This is a genomic window from candidate division KSB1 bacterium (assembly GCA_024655945.1).
GTDB lineage: Bacteria > Zhuqueibacterota > Zhuqueibacteria > JANLFK01 > Oleimicrobiaceae > Oleimicrobium.
In genome coordinates, this window is sequence record JANLFK010000006.1 from 44,789 (window position 1) to 68,550 (window position 23,762).

Annotated in this window: 13 protein-coding genes; all 13 read right to left on the reverse strand. The window is 61.7% G+C overall.

Going from position 1 to position 23,762, the window contains the following annotated elements:
- Nucleotides 1-6: 6 nt before the first annotated feature.
- On the reverse strand, nt 7-1,788 hold the full coding sequence (locus NUW13_09085) for a T9SS type A sorting domain-containing protein (GenBank protein MCR4439182.1): 1,782 nt from the start codon (nt 1,786-1,788) through the stop codon (nt 7-9).
- A complete protein-coding gene (locus tag NUW13_09090) occupies nt 1,778-4,180 on the reverse strand; it encodes a glycosyl transferase family 36 (protein ID MCR4439183.1) in 2,403 nt (800 codons plus the stop codon). Before NUW13_09090 ends, NUW13_09085 begins: the two co-directional genes overlap by 11 nt.
- Before the next feature lie 42 nt (nt 4,181-4,222).
- Nucleotides 4,223-5,125, reverse strand: a complete 903-nt coding sequence (locus NUW13_09095; GenBank protein ID MCR4439184.1) for a carbohydrate ABC transporter permease — start codon at nt 5,123-5,125, stop codon at nt 4,223-4,225.
- A gap of 13 nt (nt 5,126-5,138) precedes the next feature.
- Nucleotides 5,139-6,041, reverse strand: coding sequence for a sugar ABC transporter permease (locus NUW13_09100; GenBank protein ID MCR4439185.1), 903 nt, complete (start codon nt 6,039-6,041; stop codon nt 5,139-5,141).
- Complete coding sequence (locus NUW13_09105; protein MCR4439186.1) at nt 6,038-7,270, reverse strand: sugar ABC transporter substrate-binding protein; 1,233 nt, start codon at nt 7,268-7,270, stop codon at nt 6,038-6,040. Before NUW13_09105 ends, NUW13_09100 begins: the two co-directional genes overlap by 4 nt.
- Nucleotides 7,271-7,379: 109 nt before the next feature.
- Nucleotides 7,380-8,426, reverse strand: coding sequence for a PorV/PorQ family protein (locus tag NUW13_09110; GenBank protein MCR4439187.1), 1,047 nt, complete (start codon nt 8,424-8,426; stop codon nt 7,380-7,382).
- 14 nt (nt 8,427-8,440) lie between these two features.
- Nucleotides 8,441-11,698: a hypothetical protein gene (locus tag NUW13_09115; GenBank protein MCR4439188.1), complete on the reverse strand. Its 3,258-nt coding sequence runs from the start codon at nt 11,696-11,698 to the stop codon at nt 8,441-8,443.
- A 21-nt stretch (nt 11,699-11,719) separates the two neighbouring features.
- Nucleotides 11,720-14,380, reverse strand: coding sequence for a TonB-dependent receptor (locus NUW13_09120; GenBank protein ID MCR4439189.1), 2,661 nt, complete (start codon nt 14,378-14,380; stop codon nt 11,720-11,722).
- A 139-nt stretch (nt 14,381-14,519) separates the two neighbouring features.
- Nucleotides 14,520-17,915 (reverse strand): T9SS type A sorting domain-containing protein, encoded by a 3,396-nt coding sequence (locus NUW13_09125; GenBank protein ID MCR4439190.1) that lies wholly within the window; start codon nt 17,913-17,915, stop codon nt 14,520-14,522.
- Nucleotides 17,916-18,022: 107 nt separating this feature from the next.
- Nucleotides 18,023-19,066 carry a LacI family transcriptional regulator gene (locus tag NUW13_09130; GenBank protein ID MCR4439191.1) on the reverse strand — a complete coding sequence of 348 codons (1,044 nt, stop codon included), beginning with the start codon at nt 19,064-19,066 and terminating at the stop codon, nt 18,023-18,025.
- A 936-nt stretch (nt 19,067-20,002) separates the two neighbouring features.
- Nucleotides 20,003-21,265 (reverse strand): histidinol dehydrogenase, encoded by a 1,263-nt coding sequence (hisD, locus tag NUW13_09135; GenBank protein MCR4439192.1) that lies wholly within the window; start codon nt 21,263-21,265, stop codon nt 20,003-20,005.
- On the reverse strand, nt 21,265-22,542 hold the full coding sequence (hisI, locus tag NUW13_09140; GenBank protein ID MCR4439193.1) for a phosphoribosyl-AMP cyclohydrolase: 1,278 nt from the start codon (nt 22,540-22,542) through the stop codon (nt 21,265-21,267). The genes hisD and hisI overlap by 1 nt, the downstream gene beginning before the upstream one ends.
- Nucleotides 22,539-23,291 carry an imidazole glycerol phosphate synthase subunit HisF gene (gene hisF / locus NUW13_09145; GenBank protein MCR4439194.1) on the reverse strand — a complete coding sequence of 251 codons (753 nt, stop codon included), beginning with the start codon at nt 23,289-23,291 and terminating at the stop codon, nt 22,539-22,541. Before hisF ends, hisI begins: the two co-directional genes overlap by 4 nt.
- Nucleotides 23,292-23,762 lie beyond the last annotated feature (471 nt).

The following is a 23,762-nucleotide window of genomic DNA, read 5'->3' on the forward strand; positions in this document are numbered from 1 at the left end:
TGCCTGCTATTTGACGACTACCATCTTCTTTGTCGTGGAAAAACCCGCAGCCTGGAGGCGATAGAGATAGATGCCGCTCGCCTCTCCGGGCGGCACAAACTGCACGGCGTGCTGCCCTGCTGCGCGTGGCTCGTCGATGAGGGTACTCACTTCCCTGCCGAGGGCGTCGTACACAAGCAGCTTCACCCGCGTGGGGTACGGCAGCTCAAAGCGGATGACGGTGCTCGCATTGCAGGGATTGGGGTAGTTCTGGTAAAGGCGCACCTGGCGTGGCACCCCGCCGGGCTCCTGGCCTACGCCGGTGAATGGCACAAAGCCAGCCCGCGCCAGTCCCTGCTGCACGTATGGGTTTTGCATGAAGACGCGCCACACCTTGCCGCTGCGATAGTTCTCAATCATGACGATGATGGGCCCTTGGTCAATGCCGATGACATAAGACGACCACCAGTTCAATGTGAGGTTGAAGGCATCTCGGAACCCGTACTCACCCCACAGGCGCGTCCGGTAATTGTCGTACATGTAGCGGAGCGCCGCCAACGAATATTCCGGCGTAAACGGCATGGAGCCGGCGGCAGCAGTGGGAGCGATGGTGCCGTCGTCGTTGAAGGGTGGCGGTGCGCCCCGAGCCAGGTAACCGGTGGGCCCATCACAGGCGGTGATGCCCCACACGTTCTCGCCGTAGCCGACAAAGCCCTTGGGGTTGGCGATGCAGTAGGCGCGCGCGGCCAGTGTGGCCCGACGCGAATTCTCAAAGTACGTGATCCCCTTCCCCCGCATACACGGGTCCGCAATGTCGCGGAAATCAATCCAGCAGTGCGAGTACTGATGGCCGAAGAGCGGCGGGAAGGCGACGTAAGAATAGCCGTAATGCGTCTCCCATGAGTACCCACTCGTCCAGGCGGACCAGACAGAGGACGGCACCGGATGAGTTGGCGAACCCAGGGCGAGAATGTACATAATCATGGCCTCGTTGTAGCCGCGCCACCAGGCGTTGATAAAGCCGGTCTCCGGGTAGTAGCCCATCATCAGCCCGGGTGCGTAATTGCGCATCCAGTTCCAGTCGACGCGCAGGTAGATGGCGTCCGCCAGATTGCGGACCATGCTGTCCAGGCTGTCGGCACCGGAGAAGTATTCGCGCGTGTACAATACCCCCGCAAGCAAAAGGGCGGTGTCGATGGAGGAAAGCTCGCAGTTCCAGGTGCGCAGAGCCGTGTTCATGTCCAGAAAATGGTAGAAGAAGCCCTTGTAGCCGCTGACACCCTGCGCAGCCTTTCCCTGGGGTGCAGTCCACAGGGTCTTGAGAGCGGCAAGGACGCGACTCCTGCCCAAGTCACGGCGCACCCACCCCCGATCGATGGCAATGCAAATAGCGGTGAGGCCAAACCCCAAGGAGGCAATGCTGCAGGGCGAGTTGGGCAGACTGCTGTCGCGGGTCAGGCCGGTGGTGGGATTGGCTTCGTTCCAGAAGAAGGTGAAGGCAGTGCGTTGCAGCAGGTCGAGGAAGACGCTGTCGTCTCCTGCGTCCGAGAGCTCGTCAACAGGGGCAGCCGGCAGAAAAGCGGCTCCCGTATAGCCCCGCACCTTCCCGGCGGGCGCCGGACACGTCGCCACGGCAGCGTTGCCCGCTCCTGTCGCTCCACCCGCAGAGCGAGCGGTGCCATGCGCAGCCAGAAGCGCCACTCCGGCGGTCTTTGGCTCGCCTGGCGTCCGCATGCCGGAGGCCGCGACGGTGTTCAGCGCAAAGCAAACCAGTACAAGTGCCAAAAAGCGCGGGCTCTTAGCTACCAAGGGTCACCTCAATTCTATGCCTGCTCCCCGGAGGGAACTCGGGCAGGAGAATACCCCGTCCGAGACGGGTCGCAGAGGCGGGCTGTCCGTCGATGCGCACCTCGCCCACGCCACAACTGACGTGCCCGGGGTTGCGCACCTGGATCAGGTACTCTGCGCCGCGGAATGTGCGTCGCACGCCGTAGGCCTCCCACTCCGGCGGAATGCACGGGTCAACGAGCAGGCCGCGCAGCGTCGGCCGAATGCCGAGTATCCCCTCCGGACTCACTTTGCACAACCATGCCGCCGAGCCCGTGTACCAGGTCCAGCCGCCGCGGCCATACAGAGGCGAGTCCGGCCCCTCGACGTTTCCCGGCATCACGTACGGCTCCGCCTGGTAGAGGTCCGGGTCCAACGACCGGTAGATGGGCGAAATCTTCTTGTACATGGCGTAGGCCCTTGCGCCATTGCCGAGAATGGTGTGGGCAAGAATGGCCCACGTGGCGGCGTGCGTGTACGTCCCACCGTTTTCGCGCCGCCCTGGCGCATAGCGCGACAGATAGCCAATGGATGGGTCAGGTCGCGAGTAGGCGGGCCAGAGGAGCAGGGGACCATAGTCACGGTCAAGATATCTGTCCACCGCCTGCATGGCCTTGGCCTGTAGCTCGGCAGGCGCAGAGTTGGCAATTATCGCCCAGGTCTGCGCGTTAAGGAAGATCTTGCCCTCTGCACAGGAGGCACTGCCAAGCAGCTCGCCATTGTCTTTGGAAGCCCGCCAGAACCACTCGCCATCCCAGGCATGCGCAGCAATCGCTTCGCGCAGCTTGGCTGCTTCGCGGCGACAGAAGGCAAATGACCTGCCCTTGCCTGCGGCAGTGGCCACCTCAGCAAAACGCTCCAGAACCGCGCACAAAAAGTGCGCCAACCACACCGACTCGCCCTTCATGTCGTTACCCACGGCGTTCAGCCCGTCGTTCCAGTCGTGGTCGCCAATGAGAGGCAGGCCTCGGCTGCTTCGCCACGACAAAGCACGCCGCAAGGCCAGCCAACAGTGAAGCCACAGCGGTGCCGGCCCTCCCCCGTCCACAAATGGCACAAGCTCATGCAGCACCGCAACGTCTGCCGTCTCCCGCACGTACTCCGCCACCACGAAGGGGAGCCAGAGCAGATTGTCGCTCACCCGATTGCGAAATCCTATCTCGGTGAGGGGGTGCCACCAATGGTACACCGAGCCGTCCCGGAACTGGTGAGCGGCATGGAGCATGATCTGCTGCCGCGTCTGGGCCGCATCAAGCGGCAACCAAACGAGGCTGTCCTGGAGCTGGTCGCGGAAGCCATAGGCGCCGCTCTGCTGGTAGTAGGCGGCTCGCCCCCACAGGCGGCAGGAAATGGCCTGGTACGGGAGCCAGTTGTTGGTCAGAATGTCGAAGGCCCTGTCTGGGGTACTCACGACACATCGGGATAGACGTCCCTTCCACCCTTCCCTCACTTGCGCCAGAGCTCGTTTGGCCGTGGGTAAGGACCGGTACTTGGCGACCAACTCCTCCGCCTGCATCTGCGAGTCCGCGGCCCCCAGCAGAAACACAAGTTCTTGCTCCTGCCCAGGCTCGAGGTCTACATCCACATGCAAAGCCGCAATGCCATCGCCCCAGCGCCCTTCAGAGCGGCTACAGTGGCCGTTCGCTACCGCCGCCGGTGTGCGCACGTCCGAGCCGCGCGCCAGAAAGCTTGCTTTGTCGCCGTCGAAATCGACCACCGGTTCACTGCACGCCTGGAAGGCGACGTAAGGCCAGTCCCGGTTCCAGTGGCGCCCTTTTTCGTCTGCTACTTCCCACAGCCTTTTTCTGGCGAAGAGGATCCCACTTGTTGGGGCAAAGCTCGTCTCTAAGAACGCTTTGTGAAATTCCCGATGGCTATCCGGCGCCACCCCGAGGCACCACTCGAAATAGCTGAACAGGCTCAGCTGCCGGCGTACCCCGCTGCCATTGCGCAGGGACAACAGCCATATCTCCACAGGATCCCCTGGGGCCACGAAAATCGTCCACTCGCTGGCAATGTCGCCCAGCGAAGCGGCCAGCGTGGTGTAGCCGAGGCCATGCCGGCATTGGTAGCGCGCAGCATTGTGCTTGACGGGCTGCCATGCTGCCGACCAGATTTCACCAGTCTGGCGGTCGCGCAGATAGAGGAACTTGCCCCAATTGTCCTGCACCAGGTCCTGCTGCCACCTGGTCAAGCGATTCAGGTTGCTGTGCGTGCGCCAGCTGAACCCTCCTCCCGCCTGGGAGACGACCAGCCCATAATCGCCGTTGGAGATCACATTCACCCACGGCTTGGGCGTGTCCGGACGGACAATCACATATTCTGTTCCATCGTCGCTAAAGTAGCCATACTGGTTCTCGAAGAGCTTGTCCATGTCGCTGCCTTTCCTCAGGTGCAGTCCTCCGCAGGATTGTCCCTATTCCTTCACACTCCCCGCAGTTATGCCGCTCATGTAGAAGCGCTGCATCGCCAAAAAGGCGATGGCAATCGGAAGTATCACCACCACCGAGCCCGCCATCAGCAATTCGTATTGGGTGCGGTGTTCCTCCCCGGTCAGATTGGCCAGGGCCACCGGCAAAGTGTACATCGACTGTTTGGTCATGACGATGAGGGGCCAGAGGAAGTCGTTCCAGGCCCCCATGAAGCTGAACACGGCCAAAGTGGCCAAGGCAGGTTTGGTCAAAGGCAGCACCACCTGCCAATAGATGCGCCACTCACTTGCCCCATCGATGCGTGCCGAATCTAAGAGCGCATCGGGAATCGACATCATGAACTGCTTGAGCAAGAAGATGCCGAACATGCTGGCCATTCCGGGAATAATCAGGCCAAGGTAGTTGTTGAGCAAGCCCAGCTTGTTGAACATCATGAACAGGGGCAACATGGCCACCTGGCCCGGAATCATCATCGACGCCAGCAACAGACCAAAGAGTCTCTGCCGGCCAGGGAACTGGTACTTGGCGAAAGCGAACCCGGCCAGGGAATTGATGAAAAGTCCGAGCACGGTCACCGAGACTGCGACGACCAAGCTGTTGAGCGTGGCGCGGGCAAAGTTCATCTGCGCAAAGAGCGTCCTGTACTGCGTCAGGGTCGCCGGGCGCGGAATCCACTGCGGGGGCAAGGTGAACGAGGCTCCAGTCGGCTTCAGGGACGTGGAAAGCATCCAGGCAAAAGGCGCCAGGGTAAGGGCGAAGACAGCCACCAAAGCCAAATGCAGCAGCACCGACTTGCCCCTCGTCCACATCGCCGCGCAGCGTGGTCTTGTCGCCCGCTGGCCGATTGACGCTCCGTGCTGGGAGAAATCTACGGCAAGAGAGTGCATTTGCCGACTCTCCTCACAAATGGCGCCTCTGGATACGCATCTGTGCCATGGTCAATATGAAAATCACCGCGAAAAGCGTAAAGGCGATGGCCGCGGCGTACCCCATGTTCCAGAACTTGAAGGCTTCTTGATACATCAGCAAGACCACCGAGAGCGTGCTGTCCAACGGGCCTCCCTGCGTCATGATGTATGGCTCGGCAAAGAACTGCAGGTAGCCGATGGTGGTCACGATGCTCACAAAAAGCGTGGTCGGACCCAGAAGTGGCACAGTGATGCGCCACGTGCTCTGCCAGGCGCTTGCCCCGTCGATGCGCGCCGCCTCGTAGTAGGAAGGGGCAATGGTCTGCAGCCCCGCCAGGAAGATAATCATGTTGTAGCCAAAGTTCTTCCACACCGCCATCAGGATCAGCGCCGGCATGGCCCACGTCGTGGTCGCCAGCCAGTCCGGGCCCTGGGTGCCCATGAGGGACAGCAAATAGTTGAGCAGGCCAAAGCGAGGGTGGTAGATCCACCGCCAGAGGACCGCCACCGCAACCAGTGTGGTCACCACGGGCATGAAGAACCCCAACCGAAAGACGCTCCGCAACTTGACCAGCCGCGAATTGAGCGCCAATGCCGCAACGAAGGACACAGCCACCGTCAGTGGCCCGGCCACCAGCACAAAGTAGAAGGTGTTGGCCAGGGCGCGCCAGAACAGACCGTCGCGCAACAAGGCGGCGTAGTTGGCAAAGCCCACGAAAGAAGTGAGACGCCAATCCCCCAAGGAGTAGAGGCTGAGATCAGAAAGGCTCATCAGAAACGCGACCCCGACCGGAATGAAGAAAAACGCCAGGAGGAGCAAGACGCTGGGGGCAATGAAGAAGAGCGGTGCCCAGCTCCGTCCACGCAGCCAACGTCGCGGCGGTCCAGAGCTCACGGCTGCCCTGCCTCCCGGTGCTGAGGCCTGGCGGTCTCTGGCGCAATCGAACGCACGGTATGTCTGTGCGAGTCTGGGCGCTTGCGCATGATGCTCTCGATATCCCTTGCCAAGCCTTCGACTGCCTGGTCTACGCTCACCTTTCCATACACCGCCGCTTCCAGCCAGCGGTTGATGCGGCTGGCGATCTGCTCCCATTCGGGCACCTGGGGTGCCGGCCGCGTGTGCTGCAGCTGGTCGTGGAAGACCTGGATGAGCGGATTGGCCGTCAGGGTACTGTCCTGCCAGGCATCTTCCACCGCCGGCAGGTCAGAGGTGAGGTGATACCACTCCCTTTGCACCTCGACGCGCGAGAGGAACTCGATGACCTTCCAGGCCTCAGCCTTGTGGTTCGACTTGCGAAAGATCACCAAGTTGCTGCCGCCCGCCCAGGAGTCCGTGGTGCGAAACGCCGGCATGGGCGCCACGCTCCAGCGGCCGGCCAGCCGCGGGCAGTTCTGCGCCACCTGCGTCAACATCCAAGGCCCCGAAAAAAACATCGCATAGTAGCCGCTCTCGAATGCCTGGAAGAGATCGGTGAGGAGGCCACTGGTCACCGGCACTAACCCTTCGCGGAAGAAGCGGACGTAGAAACGCCACGCGTCTTTGCTCTGCTCGGAGGTCACCGCAGGGGTAAACATGTCGTCGGCCAGAATACGCCCGCCTGCCTGCCAGGTGAAGAAGAGCGGCTCCTCCCAGACGTTCACCGGCAGCGTCAGCCCGTAACGGTCCGGCCTGCCGTCGCCATCGGTGTCCACGGTCAGTCGCCGGCACGCCTCGTACAGCTCATGCCAGGTGCGCGGCCCGCGGGGAAAGCCGACCTCCGCCAACAGGTCCGTGCGGTAGAAGAGCACCCTGGTCTCCACGTACCAGGGCACACCGTAGACCTTGCCCCCGAACTGCCCTGATGCCCAGGGCCCGGGGAAGTATCGCTCCGGTTTGACCACGGCAGAGGTAGCGATGAAGCTGTCCAGGGGAGCGAGGGCTTGCATGGCATGAAACTCAGGCATCCAGGTGTTGCCGAGTTGGCAGAGGTCAGGTTGGGTACCCCCGGCAACGGCGGTAATGAGCTTCTCGTGTGCGGCGCTCCAGGGAATCGTCTGCACCGACAGGCGTACCCCTGGATTTTCGCGCATGAACCATTCCACCAGCGGGCCAAGCCGCTCCCCCTCGGCGCCTATGGCCCACATGGTCACCACCCTCCCCGCAGGGTCCCCGTGGCGCGAGCACCCGAGCAGGACCAGCAGGGCCAAAGCACTGAGAGCAACCCTTGTCCGGCCGCTGAGCCTCACCGCTTTCTCAGAAGCTGAATCCCAGAGTAAAGCGCTGCGTGTACTCCAGGCGTCCGTGGTCGGCCCACGCGTAGTCGATCTGCAGCTCGGTATCGCCCAAGGACAGACGCGCCCCCGCGCCGAGGGTGAGCCCTACCTCGGAATCCTTGAGAAAGAGGTTCTGGTAGCCCGCACGCACGGCCACGCTGCCGAACATCCGCCACTCTGCGCCGAAGCTGATGCTTTCCGTGTTGTCGCTGGGATGAAAGGCGGTGACTGCCGCGCAAAGCTGGTGCCGCTCGCTGATGCGCACGGGCCAACTCAGCCCCACGCGGAAGAGGACCGGCAGCGGATACTTTTCCGTGTAGACCTCGCCCGGGAGGCTACTATTGTCGCCGTAGCGAGTGGGGTCTTTGTCGTACTGGATGCGCAGGTCCCGCCCCTGGTAGCGCGCGCCAAGGCCAAAGTTGGCAATGCTCGCCCCCAGCCGCAAGCCTCCAGAGGTGAGATTGTACAGCGTCCCGACGTTGATGGCCACCGTTGCCAAAGAGCTATGCCAGATGGTTTCCTGCACATAGCTCACTTGCACACCCATGGAAAAGCGGTCCGTGACCTGACGACCGTACCCAACGCCAAGCGCAATGTTGGACACCGTGTAGCGCTCCCCGGTGCCCAGCGGCTGCTCCACCGTCCGCACGTCGATCTCACCAGACTGCAGCGAGGTCACCGTGAAAAGCAGGTTGCCAATCTGCCCGGCCCCCACTAACGCTGCCACATAGTCGTAGGAGATGTCCGCCAGCCATTCGCTGTGGGTCACCTGCAGACCGTACCCCTGCAAGCGGCCCAATGCCCCGGGATTGTAGTACGCAGCGCCGATCTCGTCGTGAGAGGCGACGCCGGCATTGCCCATTCCAGCATAGCGGGCACTGGGCTCGATAAGCAAGAACTGGCCGATGGTCGTGCCGGTCTTGCTTTGCGCGAAGAGGCCGGGGATAATGAGCACCTGCACTGCGACCACGCACGCCCACAGGAGAAACAGACGCGTACTGCGGAGATCAGACTTTTGCGCTCTCATGGGTCACCCCATCCTCACTTGATGATGGCGAACTTGCCGATCTTGCTGCCCAGGCTGCCGGCGTCCACATGGAAAATGTATAGCCCTGGGGCGACGTCAAGGTTATCCTTGGTGCGCAGGTCCCAAGGCACATAGCCGTGCGTGGAGCCGTCGTGGTACAGCGTCTGCACCAGCTCACTGCGCACCGTGTAGATGCGGATGGTGCACCGTTCAGGCAGGCCGCGGAATTCGATGCGCCGCTCCCCTCGCCCGGAGATGGCAAAGCGCTCGGCCTCAAAACTCGCCGAGCCGACATAGGGATTCGGCACGACATACGGATCTTCAGTAAACTGTTGCGCCGCCTTCTGCGGGTCGAGCCATTCCCCTGTCGTAGTGAAGACGAATTCGTCTCCTGCGCCCAGGGGATAAAGCAGACGGAGGTAGTACACGTCGCCCGCCTTGGGCGGGACAAGGGGACCGCGTTTGGCCTGACCTGTGGTGTCCACCTCGATGAGCCAGGTGATCTGAGGTTGCGTACCCTTTTCTGGCACATAGGTAATGACCTTGATGAACTCGTCGGCCCTGCTCAGGTTGTTGTCCCTATCAAGGTCTCTGAACTGAAACTTCAGCCGCAGTGGGCCCGCATCGGTCAGTGCCTCGACACGGAACTTGGCCGGACGAGATGGCAGGCCAATTGCCGCCAGAGAGGTGTCCAGAAAGGTGTCGGCAAAGGTAATTTTCACGTCATGGGGGAAGCCCGGCCGCCGCCTATTGATGGACAGCTGATACTGGTAGGAGGAGCGCAGGCACATGGTGGTGGCGCTGCCCGGCGCAAAGCCGCTCTGCGCCGTGTCCACGCTAATCGTGGCCGGCGTGCTCACGATGGGCAACAGTCCTGCCCCGACCGGGCCGACTCCCAGCCCATCCAGGTCGGTGCCGTTGGTGAAGACGTACTTGTGGGTAGTGCTGTCGTACAGGTCGTAGAAGGCGGCACGCACGCTGTCGGCCGAGGGGAGCTTGGTCCTGACCACGAAAAGGTGCTCATGCGGCACCAGCGCCGAATTGACCACCTGCACGTCTACCGTGCCCACGCCTTTGCCCTTCGTCTTGCTGCACACCGACGCAGCGGCCGGCACGAAGCCCAACACCTTCGGTTCCGGTCGCATCGCGACCACGTTCGTGGGAAGGATCAGGCCGCCGCGCGGCGTGCGCGACACGCTGATGGCATTCTCCGAGGGATAGAAGTCCAGCGAGTCCGAGCCATGGTCGTAGGCAGTCACCGCGTAGTAGTAGAGCTGCCCATTCGTCACCGTGGTGTCCGTCCAGGTGTGGGTGACGCCCGTATCCTCGCCCAGGTAGTAGGCCACCCCTTCCACCGTCTGCTTGGAGAAACCCTTGATGCCATTCTTCAGGTCAAACTGCGCAATTGGACGGCCGTTGCCAATTGGCCCTGTACCCCGCGCGGTGGTGATAACTTTCGGGTCGCGGAACTCGGGATCGGTGGAGCGGTAGATGCGATACCCTTCGAAATCGTATTGCAGGGTCACCGGATCGATCCCTCGCTCGGCAGCATCGTCCCACGACAGGCGCACCCACCCGTCGCCTGCCTCTGCCGTAACTTTTGGCTGCGGCGGCGGCACCGCAAACTGGTAGTTGGCGTTGTAGATTTGCTGCACGATGCGCACCGTGTTGCGCAACTCCTCCAAGTCGGCGCCATAGGCCAGAGCTAAGCTAAAGCGCTCCGTCTTGCCGGCCGGGAGCTTGAAAGGACCAGACGCGAACAGGAAGCCAATGTTGTAGTTCAGCATCAGCGCCTGGTCGAAACGTGCCGCGGGATCGGGCGCGGTGAAAAACTGATACAGCCGCTTTGGCCACTCCTTGCCGTCGTCGAAAAAGACAATGTTGTCCGTCTCCTCCGAAGGGTTACCCTGCCCTGGGCGGATACGGTTCATCTTGAACCCAGTCAAACCGATCTGGTCTGACTCGTTGAGGTCTGTCTTGTCGAAATTCGGCTCGCCGTTGGTGGGGATGCCATCCCCCTCGCCGGTATCGTTGGTGCCGAACACCCCGTCGGCGCCGGTGTCACACAGCTCGGCCACCCAGTCCATGTCCTCGTCGCCAGTCCACCAGCGCGCCACCCGGTAGGCAGGACGGGTGGCAATGGTGCCGATGGCACGCTCGAACTGCTGCACGTTGTAGTGGCTCTTCAGATACTGCAGGATAGCCTCCTGCCCTACCAGGAGTTCACCCGGCCCTCCGTCCCTTCGCTCGTCCACTATCCCGTCAAGGTCATTGTCGATGCCGTCATAGGGGTTGCCGGGCGTCTCAAGGTAGGAGTAGCCAAGGTAGCCGGTGCGGAGGCAGTTGGAGCTCAGGCCAACGCCGTGACCAAGCTTGTCCCACGTGTACACTAAGTTGATGCCAAAGGATTTGTCAAAGTAGGCGTTGTCATCGTCAGACTCGTAGATGCCGTCACAAGAGAGGGCCGAACCCCCAACGCCGGAGTCCATGTACATGCCGAAGATGATGTTGTTGTCATAGTCGGTGGTGCCCTCATTGGTGATGTCGTAGTGCCAGAAGATGACGTTGGCGGCCTGCGGGTTGGCCCACTGGAAGCCTCTGACCTCGATACGCAGGCCTAAGCCGCGCCGCGTCGAGTCCCTGCTGTCCGGGTAAAAGTCCCAGGCATCGTAAAAGTCATCGTCCATCACGAAGAAACTTTCCTGGTCGGCGTTGGGTCGCTTGCCAAAGTAGCCGTTCCAGCTGCCTCGCCAGCCTGGGTCATCGGGGTCATTGAGCTTGTCTGGCCAGTAATCAGGCCAGGTGCGCGGGTCGTTGCTGATGGCCGGCGAGCGCCCCTTGTTGATGCTGGGGTCCGCCTGGAAGTAGCCGGGGCGTGGCTCAAAGCGCATCACGCGATTGCGCAACGGGCTTATCCCCTGCCGCTCCCGATAGCCGGTCTCCATGATGTAGACATCGCGCCCCTTTCTATCCCGGATCTTCGCAAGCACAAACGGAGTGATACCATCGGTGTAGTTGAGGCCACTGCCTTTGGGCACCTCGGCAGAGTGGAAGACGCTGAGGTCCACGTTGCCGGGGTCTGGCGGATAGTCGCCAACCATGCCATAGTTGTAGAAGACGGTACGGATGTTGGCGGCGTCGTGGAACCCGGCGCGCTCCGCATCCACCCGCCCGCGCATCTCCTGGGGCACTACCGGCGGCAGCTGCGCGTAGGCAGCCACCTGGCAGGACCCCAAAATCGCCAGCACAAGAATGCCGATCTTGCGGCTCATCCGCTCATTCTCCCTAATTGGTCACTGTCCGGAACTGACCGTGATTCCCACCTCTACGCGCCGCGGCGGGTAGTAGCGGCCCGGGTCGGCCAGCGTGGCGCGCTGCCCCACGGGATTGAGTGAGTAGTCGGGACTTCCGGTGTCATCGAAGACAAAGCCATTGACGAACCTGGTGTCCAGCAGGTTGACTACGCGCGAGAACAGGCTCACCGTCATGCCGTGCAGGCGGAAGTACTTCTCGGCCCGCAGGTCAACGCGGAAGAAAGGCGGCTTGCGTCCGGAGTTGGTCTCCAGTCCACCGCCAAAGCCCGCCTTCAGCGACGGGGTATAGGGTTGACCACTTCCGTAACGAAGGACGGCGCTCACTGCAAAATTCCTCGGCGACTCTAAGAGCACGCTGGCATTGAGGGTGTGGCGCTGATCCCAGTTGAGCGCTATCTGCCGCGGACGGGGGTCCTCCCCTGCTGCCGCCCTGGTGGCCGTCTCGCGAGGGTCGCTGGAGTTGCCCATCGCCTTCTGCCAGGTGTAGTCGACCATGGTACTCAAAGGACCTATGCGGCGCTGGTCCACGGCCACCGTGAAACCGAGCGCATTGCCAAAATCCACGTTGGTCAGACGGGCGTACTCCGCGGCGGCATAGGTGGACACAAACTCCACCCCCAACAGGTCGCGAATATCCTTGTAGAAAATGCTCACATCCAGCCCGAGGAACGGCGTGATGGCGTGCTTGTAACCAAACTCGTACTGCACCGTGCGCTCCGGCTTGATGTCGGGGTTGCCCATCACGCCGTAGCTTATCCCCCCTGCCTGCAGCTCATCGAGCACCTGATAGTCGGAGTTGGAGAAGATCTGGCCCAAGGCAGGCATCTGGTAAAAGTGCCCGTAGGCGAAAAAGAGGGCCGCACTCGCCGTCATCGGATAGGAGACCCCGATGCGAGGTGCCAGGGAGATCTTCTTGCTCGTTCGCTTGGGATAGCTTGGCGGAGCGCCGGCAATGGCGTTAGCCGGGTTTTGCAGGTCGCTGGGCACGGTGGCGCGCGCATCGAAGTACTCCAGGCGCGCTCCCGCTCTGACGATGAAGTCGCGCCACTCCAGTTGTCCCTGCCCATAAGCCATCAGCGACACAGGATGGTAGGTGGCCACGTCGGGGTAGTCAGGGGGCTCGTTCACGTGCCGGGTGATCAGCGCCCCGCCGGTGCCGACCACGTACCCCGGCACGCCAAACTGCACCGTCGCCACCTGTGCCTCGAGGCCGGCCTTGCAGAGGAGAGTGCGCGTAACCTGACTGGTGATGGCGCCCTTGGCCACGACCGCGTTTGTTCGCTGCCGAAAGCGAGTCAAGTCCACACCCTGCACCACCGCTCCCAACTCGTAGTTGTAATCGCCGATGGGTGGACCTGCCGCGTCGTAGCGCGTGTCGTAGACGTCTTCATAGACGTGGTCACGGTAGTCGAAGTAGTTCTGCCGGAGGCTGAGGTTGTAGAAGGTGTTGCCCGAGAGGGTATGGGTCCAATCGATCCCATGGACCAAAGAGAATGTGCGCTGCGCAGTCATGCCGTCCGGGTTCAGACGAAACGCAAAGTTGTACCGCTTGCTGTGAATCGCATTGTAGATTGCCTGATAGTCCAACTGCACGTCCTTCAGCGAACGGTTGGTCAGCTTCACAACCCCGGACAACTCCTTGCTGTACGCCAACGGCAGCTCCTTGCCGTCGCCTGTGGGCGTAAAGACCTTCTTTTCAAAGTCCGCACGGTCAGTGGGCGCAAAGCGGCGCTCGCCGAAGATGTAGCCATTGTCGATGAAGCGACGCGTGCTGAGCAGAAAGAAGGTCTTTGGCAATCCGGTGGGGCCACTCAGGGAGAACTGGTAGTTCTGGATAGCTAAGGGGCGGAAGCGGTCATCCACGCCGCGCCGCGGGCCAGTGGTGAACATATAGTCGGCCAGGTAAACCTCGCCATTCCAGGAGAAGCGTTCGCTGCCGGACTTGAGCACGACGTTGACCACGCCACTCATGGCCTGGCCGTACTCCGCGTCGAACGTGCCGCTGATCACCTGCACCTCCTGGAGGATCGACCGGTCCAACTGGAGGGAGGAGCTATTGTCGTAGCTATTGTTGACGGTCACTCCATTGATTTGGTACTGCACCTCTCCCAGCCGTCCGCCGCGGAAGTGGCCGTCCACGACCCCGGCCTGCAGGTCCACGATCTCCTGCAGGTTCCGCACCGGCATGATCTGGATATCGGCGCTGCTCAAGGCCGCCATGGAGCTGGTCAGGTTCAGCTCCACTACCGGCTTTTCGGCCACCACCACCACCGTTTCGCCCTCGATAGTGCTCTCCTCCACTGCGACATCGAGCAACGTGGTGCGGTCTGCGGTGATAGCCACATCTTCCACTACTCGGGTCTTGTAGCCGATGTAGGAGATTCTAACCTGATACCGCCCTGGCGGCACGTTGAGCACGTGGTAGTAGCCTTGTGCGTCTGTGGCCGCCCCGAACAGGGTGCCCACGAGGACTACGTTGGCACCTGGGAGTGGCTGGTTGCTGGCATCAAGCACGCGCCCGGCGAGCTTGCCGGTGGTACCTGCCATAGCCCCGTTCCGCCAGGCCGCCACGCCCCACAACAGCGCCAGCATCACCCTGCAAACGGCTGCAACACGACTCACGCGAATGACTGAGCCCATGGTCGCCCTCATCTTCAGGTGGTCAGCGGCAAAGCCGCACCCACCGTCCCGTGTCCACGCCCTACAAGACGAGGAAAGGCACCCTCTCCTTGCGCCCGTCGTGCACAGGGCAAGGTAGAGGGTGCCTTTCGCGCCAGTGTCACTTGACAGCTAACATCTTGCCCGTACGGGTAACGGAGACGTGTCCGCTCCGCGAGGCGAGCTGCAGCTGGTACAGGTACATCCCAGAGCTCAACCCGGTTGCATCAAACGAGACTTCTTTGATGCCCGCCGTCTGCAGACCCAACGGCATTGTCGCCACATTGCGGCCGAGGACGTCAAAGACCTTTAGGGTCACCACGCCGTCCTCCGGCAAGGCGTAACGAATCACCGTTGAGGGGTTGAACGGGTTCGGGTAGTTGCCGATGATGGCAAAGTACCTTGGCACGTTCTCTTCCGGGCGTTGGGCCACACCCACGCGCAGAGGCACGTAGGCATTGGGGTCCATGTAGGCCCAGGCGGGGGCAGCGGGCCAGGTGCTCTCGCGCATCCACCAGGTGCGCGTGCCATAGTTGTCCGCCGGGTTGGCAAAGGCATCCCCGTCAAACAACGTCGCACTGATGAACAAATCCCCATCACCACGACCCACCGGGTACCCCAGCGCCTTCAGGTCAATGGCCAACTCAAAACTGTACCCCTCGTCAATGTCCTGGGGATTGTTCACCGTCGTGTTCGGCTTCAACGCCATCGCCGCCTGCGCCATGTGCAGCGAATCAATCATGTGCGCCAAATAGTCCATCACCTGCAACGACCCCAACGAATCCACCCGCACCGTCAACTGCCGCCGCTCCAGGTTGTGATCATCAGGATTCATCACCGCACGATCGTTGATGATAAAACGAATCCCATCCCACATGTCGTACAAATTCATCCCCGTCACCGCCTGATCCCGCACATCCACCCCAAGGTACAACATGTCCCCCTTGAAAAACCACTTCACCGTCGCATCCCCAGGATCTAACACCGGCGCCCGCACCCCCGCTATCTCCGGCTGAAACTGACCACTCCGCCACGGCCCTATCCCCGGATACGACGCCCGCAATTGCTCATCCCCATAGCGAATCTCCAAACCCGGCGCTTTCGCCCACACCGCCTCCTCCAACCGCCCGTCAATCACCGGATCCGGATAATTTACCCCATTGGGAATCACGACCTCCGGCCCCACCAACGGCACCGGCCCCGAATCCACCGTCACATCCGGCCGCGCATATATCCGCGCCACATCATAGGCCGACGCATTCCCCCACGGCCCACACCACCACGTCCGATTCCCGCTAAACTTGTCCGCATTGTGCGGCCAGTGCCAATCCGCATCGTAAATCGACACGTTGAACTCCACAATGTCCCCCTCCGGCCGCGTCACATCGTACCCCCGCGGCGTCAAGTTAAACTTAAACTCCACCACGTACCCCCTATCCGGCGTCGAATCATCGTTGCTCACCCCATCCACCACCGTCACCGCATCCCATACCCCTCGATCGCCCGACGCCCACCCGAAAAACCCAGGCGACGCCCCCACATTGCCCGTGTTCGGATCCGCCCAACCCTCCGTCACCCACCCGTAAAAATACTCAAACGGCGGCGCCGGACGATCCACCTCCGAATGATCCCGCATGTTCATCAAAAAACCGTCAAACTGATTGAACAACCCTCCCCCCACCGAACTGTCCTTCACCACCGCCGCCATGTACAAGTAATTCCCCGAGACCAAAAACTTCAACGTCGCATCCAACGGATCGCTCGGCTTCACCCCACTCTCATCCTTCCACCCACTGCCAGGTATCAACCCCGAACTCTTCCCATACTGCAACCGCACCGACTCCGCCTTCTGCCACGATACCTCATCCAACCGCCCATCCAACACAATCGGCTCGCTGGTCGCCCGCGCCCAAATCACATTCGGCCGCTCCAGAGCACTGGCAATCTCGCCATCGGGCACGTAGGCATTAGGGTCCATGTAGGCCCAGGCGGGGGCAGCGGGCCAGGTGCTCTCGCGCATCCACCAGGTGCGCGTGCCATAGTTGTCCGCCGGGTTGGCAAAGGCATCCCCGTCAAACAACGTCGCACTGATGAACAAATCCCCATCACCACGACCCACCGGGTACCCCAGCGCCTTCAGGTCAATGGCCAACTCAAAACTGTACCCCTCGTCAATGTCCTGGGGATTGTTCACCGTCGTGTTCGGCTTCAACGCCATCGCCGCCTGCGCCATGTGCAGCGAATCAATCATGTGCGCCAAATAGTCCATCACCTGCAACGACCCCAACGAATCCACCCGCACCGTCAACTGCCGCCGCTCCAGGTTGTGATCATCAGGATTCATCACCGCACGATCGTTGATGATAAAACGAATCCCATCCCACATGTCGTACAAATTCATCCCCGTCACCGCCTGATCCCGCACATCCACCCCAAGGTACAACATGTCCCCCTTGAAAAACCACTTCACCGTCGCATCCCCAGGATCTAACACCGGCGCCCGCACCCCCGCTATCTCCGGCTGAAACTGACCACTCCGCCACGGCCCTATCCCCGGATACGACGCCCGCAATTGCTCATCCCCATAGCGAATCTCCAAACCCGGCGCTTTCGCCCACACCGCCTCCTCCAACCGCCCGTCAATCACCGGATCCGGATAATTTACCCCATTGGGAATCACGACCTCCGGCCCCACCAACGGCACCGGCCCCGAATCCACCGTCACATCCGGCCGCGCATATATCCGCGCCACATCATAGGCCGACGCATTCCCCCACGGCCCACACCACCACGTCCGATTCCCGCTAAACTTGTCCGCATTGTGCGGCCAGTGCCAATCCGCATCGTAAATCGACACGTTGAACTCCACAATGTCCCCCTCCGGCCGCGTCACATCGTACCCCCGCGGCGTCAAGTTAAACTTAAACTCCACCACGTACCCCCTATCCGGCGTCGAATCATCGTTGCTCACCCCATCCACCACCGTCACCGCATCCCATACCCCTCGATCGCCCGACGCCCACCCGAAAAACCCAGGCGACGCCCCCACATTGCCCGTGTTCGGATCCGCCCAACCCTCCGTCACCCACCCGTAAAAATACTCAAACGGCGGCGCCGGACGATCCACCTCCGAATGATCCCGCATGTTCATCAAAAAACCGTCAAACTGATTGAACAACCCTCCCCCCACCGAACTGTCCTTCACCACCGCCGCCATGTACAAGTAATTCCCCGAGACCAAAAACTTCAACGTCGCATCCAACGGATCGCTCGGCTTCACCCCACTCTCATCCTTCCACCCACTGCCAGGTATCAACCCCGAACTCTTCCCATACTGCAACCGCACCGACTCCGCCTTCTGCCACGATACCTCATCCAACCGCCCATCCAACACAATCGGCTCGCTGGTCGCCCGCGCCCAAATCACATTCGGCCGCTCCAGAGCCTGCGCGTAGGCCAAGGTAAAGGACAACACCACCAGACCTACGACTGCCAGTTGCACACGTCCCTTGCTCATGACGCTTCCTCCCATTGATTGTGGGACCCTCGCCTGCACCCAGGAGGGTGCAGCCATACCAACACCCCACGACTCACGCTCCAACAGCCCCCAGCTCTCACCTCCTTTCAGCTCTGTTCACTGCGGTGCCCAATGCAACCGCAAGATTCGCGAATCACCAAACCGGTGGGGAGAACCGTGTTCTGAGTCGGTTGCGTTTCATCCTTGCTCTCGATTGCACGAATCAGGTGGTCGGCTGCTTTGGAACCGAGTTCGGTGATCGGCACGTGGACAGTGGTCAGTGGTGGACGGATGCAGGAGGCCACATCGATGTCGTCGAATCCTGCGATGGCCACATCATCGGGAACGCTCAGCCCGTGGTCACGGATGGCACCATAGGCGCCGATGGCCATCTCGTCATTGGCGGCAAAGACCGCGCGCGGCCGCTTGGCCAAACCCAACAACATGCTCATCGCCAAATAGCCAGAACGACGGTCGAAATCGCCCCGGACCAGATACGCGCCACCCTCCGCCTCGGGGTCCATGCCACGTTCCCGCAAGGCGTCCCGGTACCCCTGCTCGCGCTTTTCTGCGTCGAAGTTGCCGGCCGGGCCACGAATCATGGCCAAGGGCTGGTAGCCATGGTCCAGCAGGTGTTTGGTCGCCAAGTAAGCCCCGCGCTGGTTATCAACCAGGATGCTTTGCACCATGCCGCCATTCCACGGGAAGTTGAGCACCACCACTGGCATGCGAAAGCGCGCAAGCGACGACAGCGCCTTGGTGCCCAGCAGCGGTTCCATGACGATAAGGCCATCAACCCGCCCTTCGCTCATCAACTTGGCCAAGGTGTGGATCTCATTGCGGTGGCTGTGGGAACAGGAGACGAGGATATGGTAGCCCTTGCCATAGGCGACCTCATCGATGCCCCGCAAAAGTTGAGTGAAGAATTCACCAGATAGGTCGGGGAGGATAACACCCAGAAGGAAGGTCTTCTTTACGGTGAGGGCACGCGCGATGAGGTTCGGGGTAAAGTCCAGCTCACGGGCAGCCCTAAGCACTCGCTCGCGGGTCTCGTCGCTCACCGGCGCGCTGTCATTGAGTACCCGTGAGACGGTGGCAGGAGAAACCCCGGCTCGTGCGGCAACAGTCCTGATGGTTGGCCGGTTGCTCATCGTGCCATCTTCCGGCTAATGGACAAACGCTGCATGTAACCGGTTTCTCGACATGCGGCGACCTGGCCTCAGGCAGGCTCCGCGAAGCCATGAAACCGATTTCATGCCGCAATATAACCACCTTTCCCCAAATTGTCAAGCGAAAAATTCTGCCACACGCAAATTTTTTGCCTCCAGCGCGCCCTGTCGCTAAGGGTGCGAACTCCTCCTCTACCAACTCTGAGCTTGATCTGCATAGGTTTGCCTACAGGGGTGGCTCGGACGAAGAGCGGGGACGAAGACTGCCCCGGCAGGGCATTCTGACTAACAGATGCAGATCAAGCGTCACCGCCTGACTGCCTCGTGTGGGGAAGCGACCGCCCTGGACCCGTAACACAGCAACTCGACGAGCCACTGGACGCTCACATGGGGCATTCTGACGGCAGAAGGACCTTCCATGGGCTCAGTGCCCGGCGGATCAAGGGCTGCCCAGAGGCGCGAAAACCGGTAGGCCTTTGCCGTAGGCCAGAATAATGACAAGCCGGGAAATGGGGTTGCGGTGAATCGGCGGGATGCGTCGCAGGGGCAGTTTGGGTCTACTGTCCGAACGGCAGCCAGAAGCAATGGTTCAAAGACCCCATGCACGATATGCTGAGTGTGTAGCAGACCTCCGGCATGTCAGCTCGCAACCTTCGCTTGGTCAGCGGCGCCTCTGCGAGGCCCCAGACGTCCTTCCGGAGGTTGCCACCTCCTGTCCCTACATCTAGGCGCCAGCGGGAAGTACAACGCCCGGAGCCTCCGCCAAGGGAGAAGCACATGCAACGCGTAATCTCCAGGAGGCTTCCTGACAGTATTTGCCTGGCCACGTGCCTCCTTGACAGGCCTGCGACACCCCACAGCGGTTAGCCCGTACCCCACTTTGCCCCTATCGACGAAGGCAAATGGGAAGGAGGTCCACTACCTCCTCCGGGCCTGCAGCGACCGGGCGTGTGCCTCAAGACCTTCGGCTTGCGCCAGCCGCACCCCGTCCTCCAGGGGGCGAGCTGGCGGAGAGCCTTCCACCCTGAGCACGGTCTGCACCTTGAGAAAATCGCGCACGCCGAGTCCCCCAGTGTACCGAGCCGCACCGTTGGAAGGCAAGACGTGGTTGAGACCACTGCTGTAGTCGCCCAAGGCTTCGGCGGCCCCGGCGCCAATGAACAGCGAGCCAAAGTTGCGCAGGCCGGCCAAGTAAGGCTCCACATCTCTCACCTGCAGTTCCAAATGCTCGGGGGCCCAGCGGTTGGCCACGGCAATCGCCTCCTCTGAGGAACGCGCAAGCACAATGAGCCCATTACGTTCCAAGGAGGCTCTTGCCACGGGAGCAGTAGCCAGACTCGCCACTTGGCGCGCCACCGCTGCGCGCACGCGTTCCGCCAAGCGTGCGCTGGTGGTCACCAGCAGTGGGGATGCGTCGGGATCGTGTTCGGCCTGGGCCAAGAGGTCCGCCGCCACGACTTCCGCGTCGGCCTGCTCATCGGCAATGATCAGCACTTCGCTCGGCCCGGCGACAAAGTCGATCCCCACCTGGCCGTATACCTCGCGCTTGGCAGCCGTGACAAAGGCGTTGCCCGGACCCACGATCTTGTGCACAGCGCGCACGCTCTCTGTGCCGTAAGCGAGCGCGGCTATTGCCTGCACGCCGCCAATCCGATACACCTCATCAGCCCCGGCCAAGTCGGCAGCCACCAGCAAGGCCGGATGCACCGAACCCTGGAAGGTCGGCGGCGAGCAGACGACCACCTGTCTGACGCCAGCCACCCGCGCCGGCACAACGCCCATGTACACCGACGAGATCAGTGGGAAGCGTCCACCCGGCGCATAGACCCCCACCCTTTCGACAGGCACCACGCGCTGCCCCACAAACAGCCCCGTTTCGATTTCCATGTCAAAGTCTTTGTAGTCAGCCAGCTGCCGCTCGCAGAACAGGCGCAACCGCTCTATGCACCGCCTTATGGCTTCCACCAGCCCTTCCGGCACTCGCGCAAAAGCTCCCTGGATCTCCTCTTTCTCCACCCAAAAGCTCTCAAGCCGAACGCCGTCGTAGCGCAGCGTCAGGGCACGCACGGCAGCGTCGCCATGGCGCCTCACCTCCTCGAGCAGGGGCCGCACATCTTGGGCCAGCCCCCAGGGGCGCTGATAGAAGCTCTCGCCAAGTTGCTCTGCATGCACGATACGCATCAATTCTCCTTGCTCGTGTTTGCCTGAGGCCGGCTGGAGAGACGCCGCCGGCGGAGCTCGCCGAACACCTCTTCCAGCGGAACCTTTTCCCTGGCCAAGAGCACCGTCAGGAAGTAGAGCACATCTGCTGCTTCCCAGACTATCTCGTCACGGGTTTTTGCGTCGACAACTTCCCCGGCCTCCTCGAGCAGCTTCGCCCGCACCTCGGCGTCAGAGAGACCAGCCGTGTACGAGCCGGGCGTGGGATTCGTCAATCTGCTCAGAATCACCTCCTGGAGCTCCTCCAATGAGAAGTGCCGCCCGCCAAAGCAGCTATAGTTTCCGGTATGACAGGCCGCGCCCTGCTGAGACACGGTGAAGAGTAACGCGTCGCGGTCGCAGTCCATCCGCGCACGCAGCAAGCGCTGCACGTTGCCGGAGCTCTCCCCTTTCATCCAGACCTTCTGCCGGGAACGGGAATAGTAGCAGGCGTTGCCGGTCGCAAAGGTGCGCTCCAGGGATTCGCGAGTGCTGTACGCCGGCATCAGCACCTGCCCGGAGGGGTCGCAGGCAATAGTGGGCACCAGGCCAGAGTCCCAATTCACCGCCGCGCTGAACGCCTCAGGCAGGCTCATGGCACCTGTGTAAATGGCCATGCCCAGTTGCACATGTGCGTTCAAGGCCGAGATGCGGGCCACTTCATCGGACGAGGCGATGCCACCGGCGACGGTAACCGGCATGTGCGCCCTCGCCACGACCTGGCGCACAAGTTCAAGATCAGTGCCCCGCATCAGGCCCTCGCGCTCCACGCAGGTGAACAGGAGCTCCCCTGCGTGGGGTCCCAACAGCTCGACGACCTCTGTCACCCTCAGCCCGGTGCGGTGGCCCCAACCCTTGGTGACCACCTCGCCGTCGTAGGCGTCCACGGCGACGATGACCTTCTCCCTGCCTACCGCCTGGCCAAGCTCCCCCAAGAAGGCCTCATCTACTCCTGTGGAGGTGAAGGCCCTGGTGCCCACGATGACCTTCCGCGCCCCGGCGCCGATGGCCTGGAGCGCCTTCTCCACGGAGCGCACGCCGCCGCCCACGCGACAGTCGGCCACCGCGCAAAGTTGCCGCACCAACGATTCGTTGTCGCCGGTCCCAAAAGCAGCGTCCAGATCGATGACCGCCACCTCCCCGTAGCGGTCAAACTCCCTGGCCAGGGCAATTGGATCATCGCGTTCCAACTCTTTGTCTCGCCCCTGACGGAGCTGCACGGCCTTTCCCTTGCTGAGGTCGATAGAGGGGATGATCATCGGATGGGCACACCTCGTGCTTTCAGATACTGCTTGATATCCGCAACGGTAAACTCCTGATAGTGGAGGAGGGAGGCAACCAGCACGGCGTCCGCATGTCCTTCCGCCACCGCCTGGTAGACTTGCTCCAACGCGCCCGCCCCTCCTGAGGCGATGACAGGTATTGACACCGCATCAGCCACTTGCCGCGTCAGTTCCACATCGTACCCGAGGCGCGTGCCATCCCTGTCGATGGAGTTCAGCAAAATCTCCCCGGCGCCGCGTCTTTCTGCCTCCTGCGCCCAGGCCAGGGCATCGATGCCGGTGTCGATCCTCCCCCCTTTGGCAAAAGCGTGCCAGCCTTGCCCCACCCGCTTGGCGTCGATGGACACAACGATGCACTGGGAGCCGAAGCGCGCCGCGCCCTCAATGATGAGCTCGGGCCTCTCCAAGGCTGCAGTGCAGATGGCTACCTTGTCGCCCCCGGCGTTCAGAATGTCCCGCATGTCTGCAATGGTTCGAATGCCCCCGCCGACGGTGAGCGGCACAAACACCGAGTCGGAGACGCGTTCCACCACCTCGACCATGGTGCGCCGACTCCGGTAGCTGGCGGCGACGTCCAGCAGGACGATTTCGTCGGCGCCCTGTTCGTTGTACATCATTGCCAGCGCCACCGGGTCGCCGGCGCGGCGCAGCTGCGTGAACCTGACTCCCTTCACCACCTGCCCATCTTCCACGTCCAGGCAGGGGATGATGCGCACGGTCAGCATCGTGGTTCTTTCACAGGAACTTGCAGATTCCACATTAGTGAAAAACAGCCAAAGGGCCTCTTGTCCCTCGGAACGCTCTTGCTTTGCCGGTACTGGGAAGCGGCCTGCTTGAGAGCAAAGATAGCAAAGTGCACGGTGGAAAACAAGAATCATTTTGGTGCGGGATCACCGGTCACGCGCCCCCGCCTCGCGCAGGGCTGGGTGCCTGGGCCAAGTGAGAATGCCTTTGCGGGCACGGGGGCATACTGGCAACTTTGGCGGCGCTTCTCCGGGCGCGAGCCGGCCGTTGGTTGGGTGGCTGGAGTCGCGCGCCACCAGGGGTGGAACAAGGCAAAAAATTTTGGCTTTTGCAAAAAAACCTCTTGACAGACAGGGGTTGGTTTTGTATATTAACTTCGCTCGAGACGAAAGGCTTGGAGCTTGTTCTTTGGCAACAGCGTGCATGGCCCTGTCGTTCGTGGGTCTTCAATC

Excerpts from the sequence above, each read along its gene's own strand:
- hisD (MCR4439192.1), bottom strand. The coding sequence starts at position 21,265 with ATGCGTATCGTGCATGCAGAGCAACTTGGCGAGAGCTTCTATCAGCGC.
- NUW13_09115 (MCR4439188.1), bottom strand. The coding sequence starts at position 11,698 with ATGAGCCGCAAGATCGGCATTCTTGTGCTGGCGATTTTGGGGTCCTGC.
- NUW13_09095 (MCR4439184.1), bottom strand. The coding sequence starts at position 5,125 with ATGCACTCTCTTGCCGTAGATTTCTCCCAGCACGGAGCGTCAATCGGC.
- NUW13_09090 (MCR4439183.1), bottom strand. The coding sequence starts at position 4,180 with ATGGACAAGCTCTTCGAGAACCAGTATGGCTACTTTAGCGACGATGGA.
- NUW13_09110 (MCR4439187.1), bottom strand. The coding sequence starts at position 8,426 with ATGAGAGCGCAAAAGTCTGATCTCCGCAGTACGCGTCTGTTTCTCCTG.
- NUW13_09125 (MCR4439190.1), bottom strand. The coding sequence starts at position 17,915 with ATGAGCAAGGGACGTGTGCAACTGGCAGTCGTAGGTCTGGTGGTGTTG.
- NUW13_09105 (MCR4439186.1), bottom strand. The coding sequence starts at position 7,270 with ATGTGGGCCATAGGCGCCGAGGGGGAGCGGCTTGGCCCGCTGGTGGAA.
- hisI (MCR4439193.1), bottom strand. The coding sequence starts at position 22,542 with ATGATCATCCCCTCTATCGACCTCAGCAAGGGAAAGGCCGTGCAGCTC.
- NUW13_09120 (MCR4439189.1), bottom strand. The coding sequence starts at position 14,380 with ATGGGCTCAGTCATTCGCGTGAGTCGTGTTGCAGCCGTTTGCAGGGTG.
- NUW13_09130 (MCR4439191.1), bottom strand. The coding sequence starts at position 19,066 with ATGAGCAACCGGCCAACCATCAGGACTGTTGCCGCACGAGCCGGGGTT.
- hisF (MCR4439194.1), bottom strand. The coding sequence starts at position 23,291 with ATGCTGACCGTGCGCATCATCCCCTGCCTGGACGTGGAAGATGGGCAG.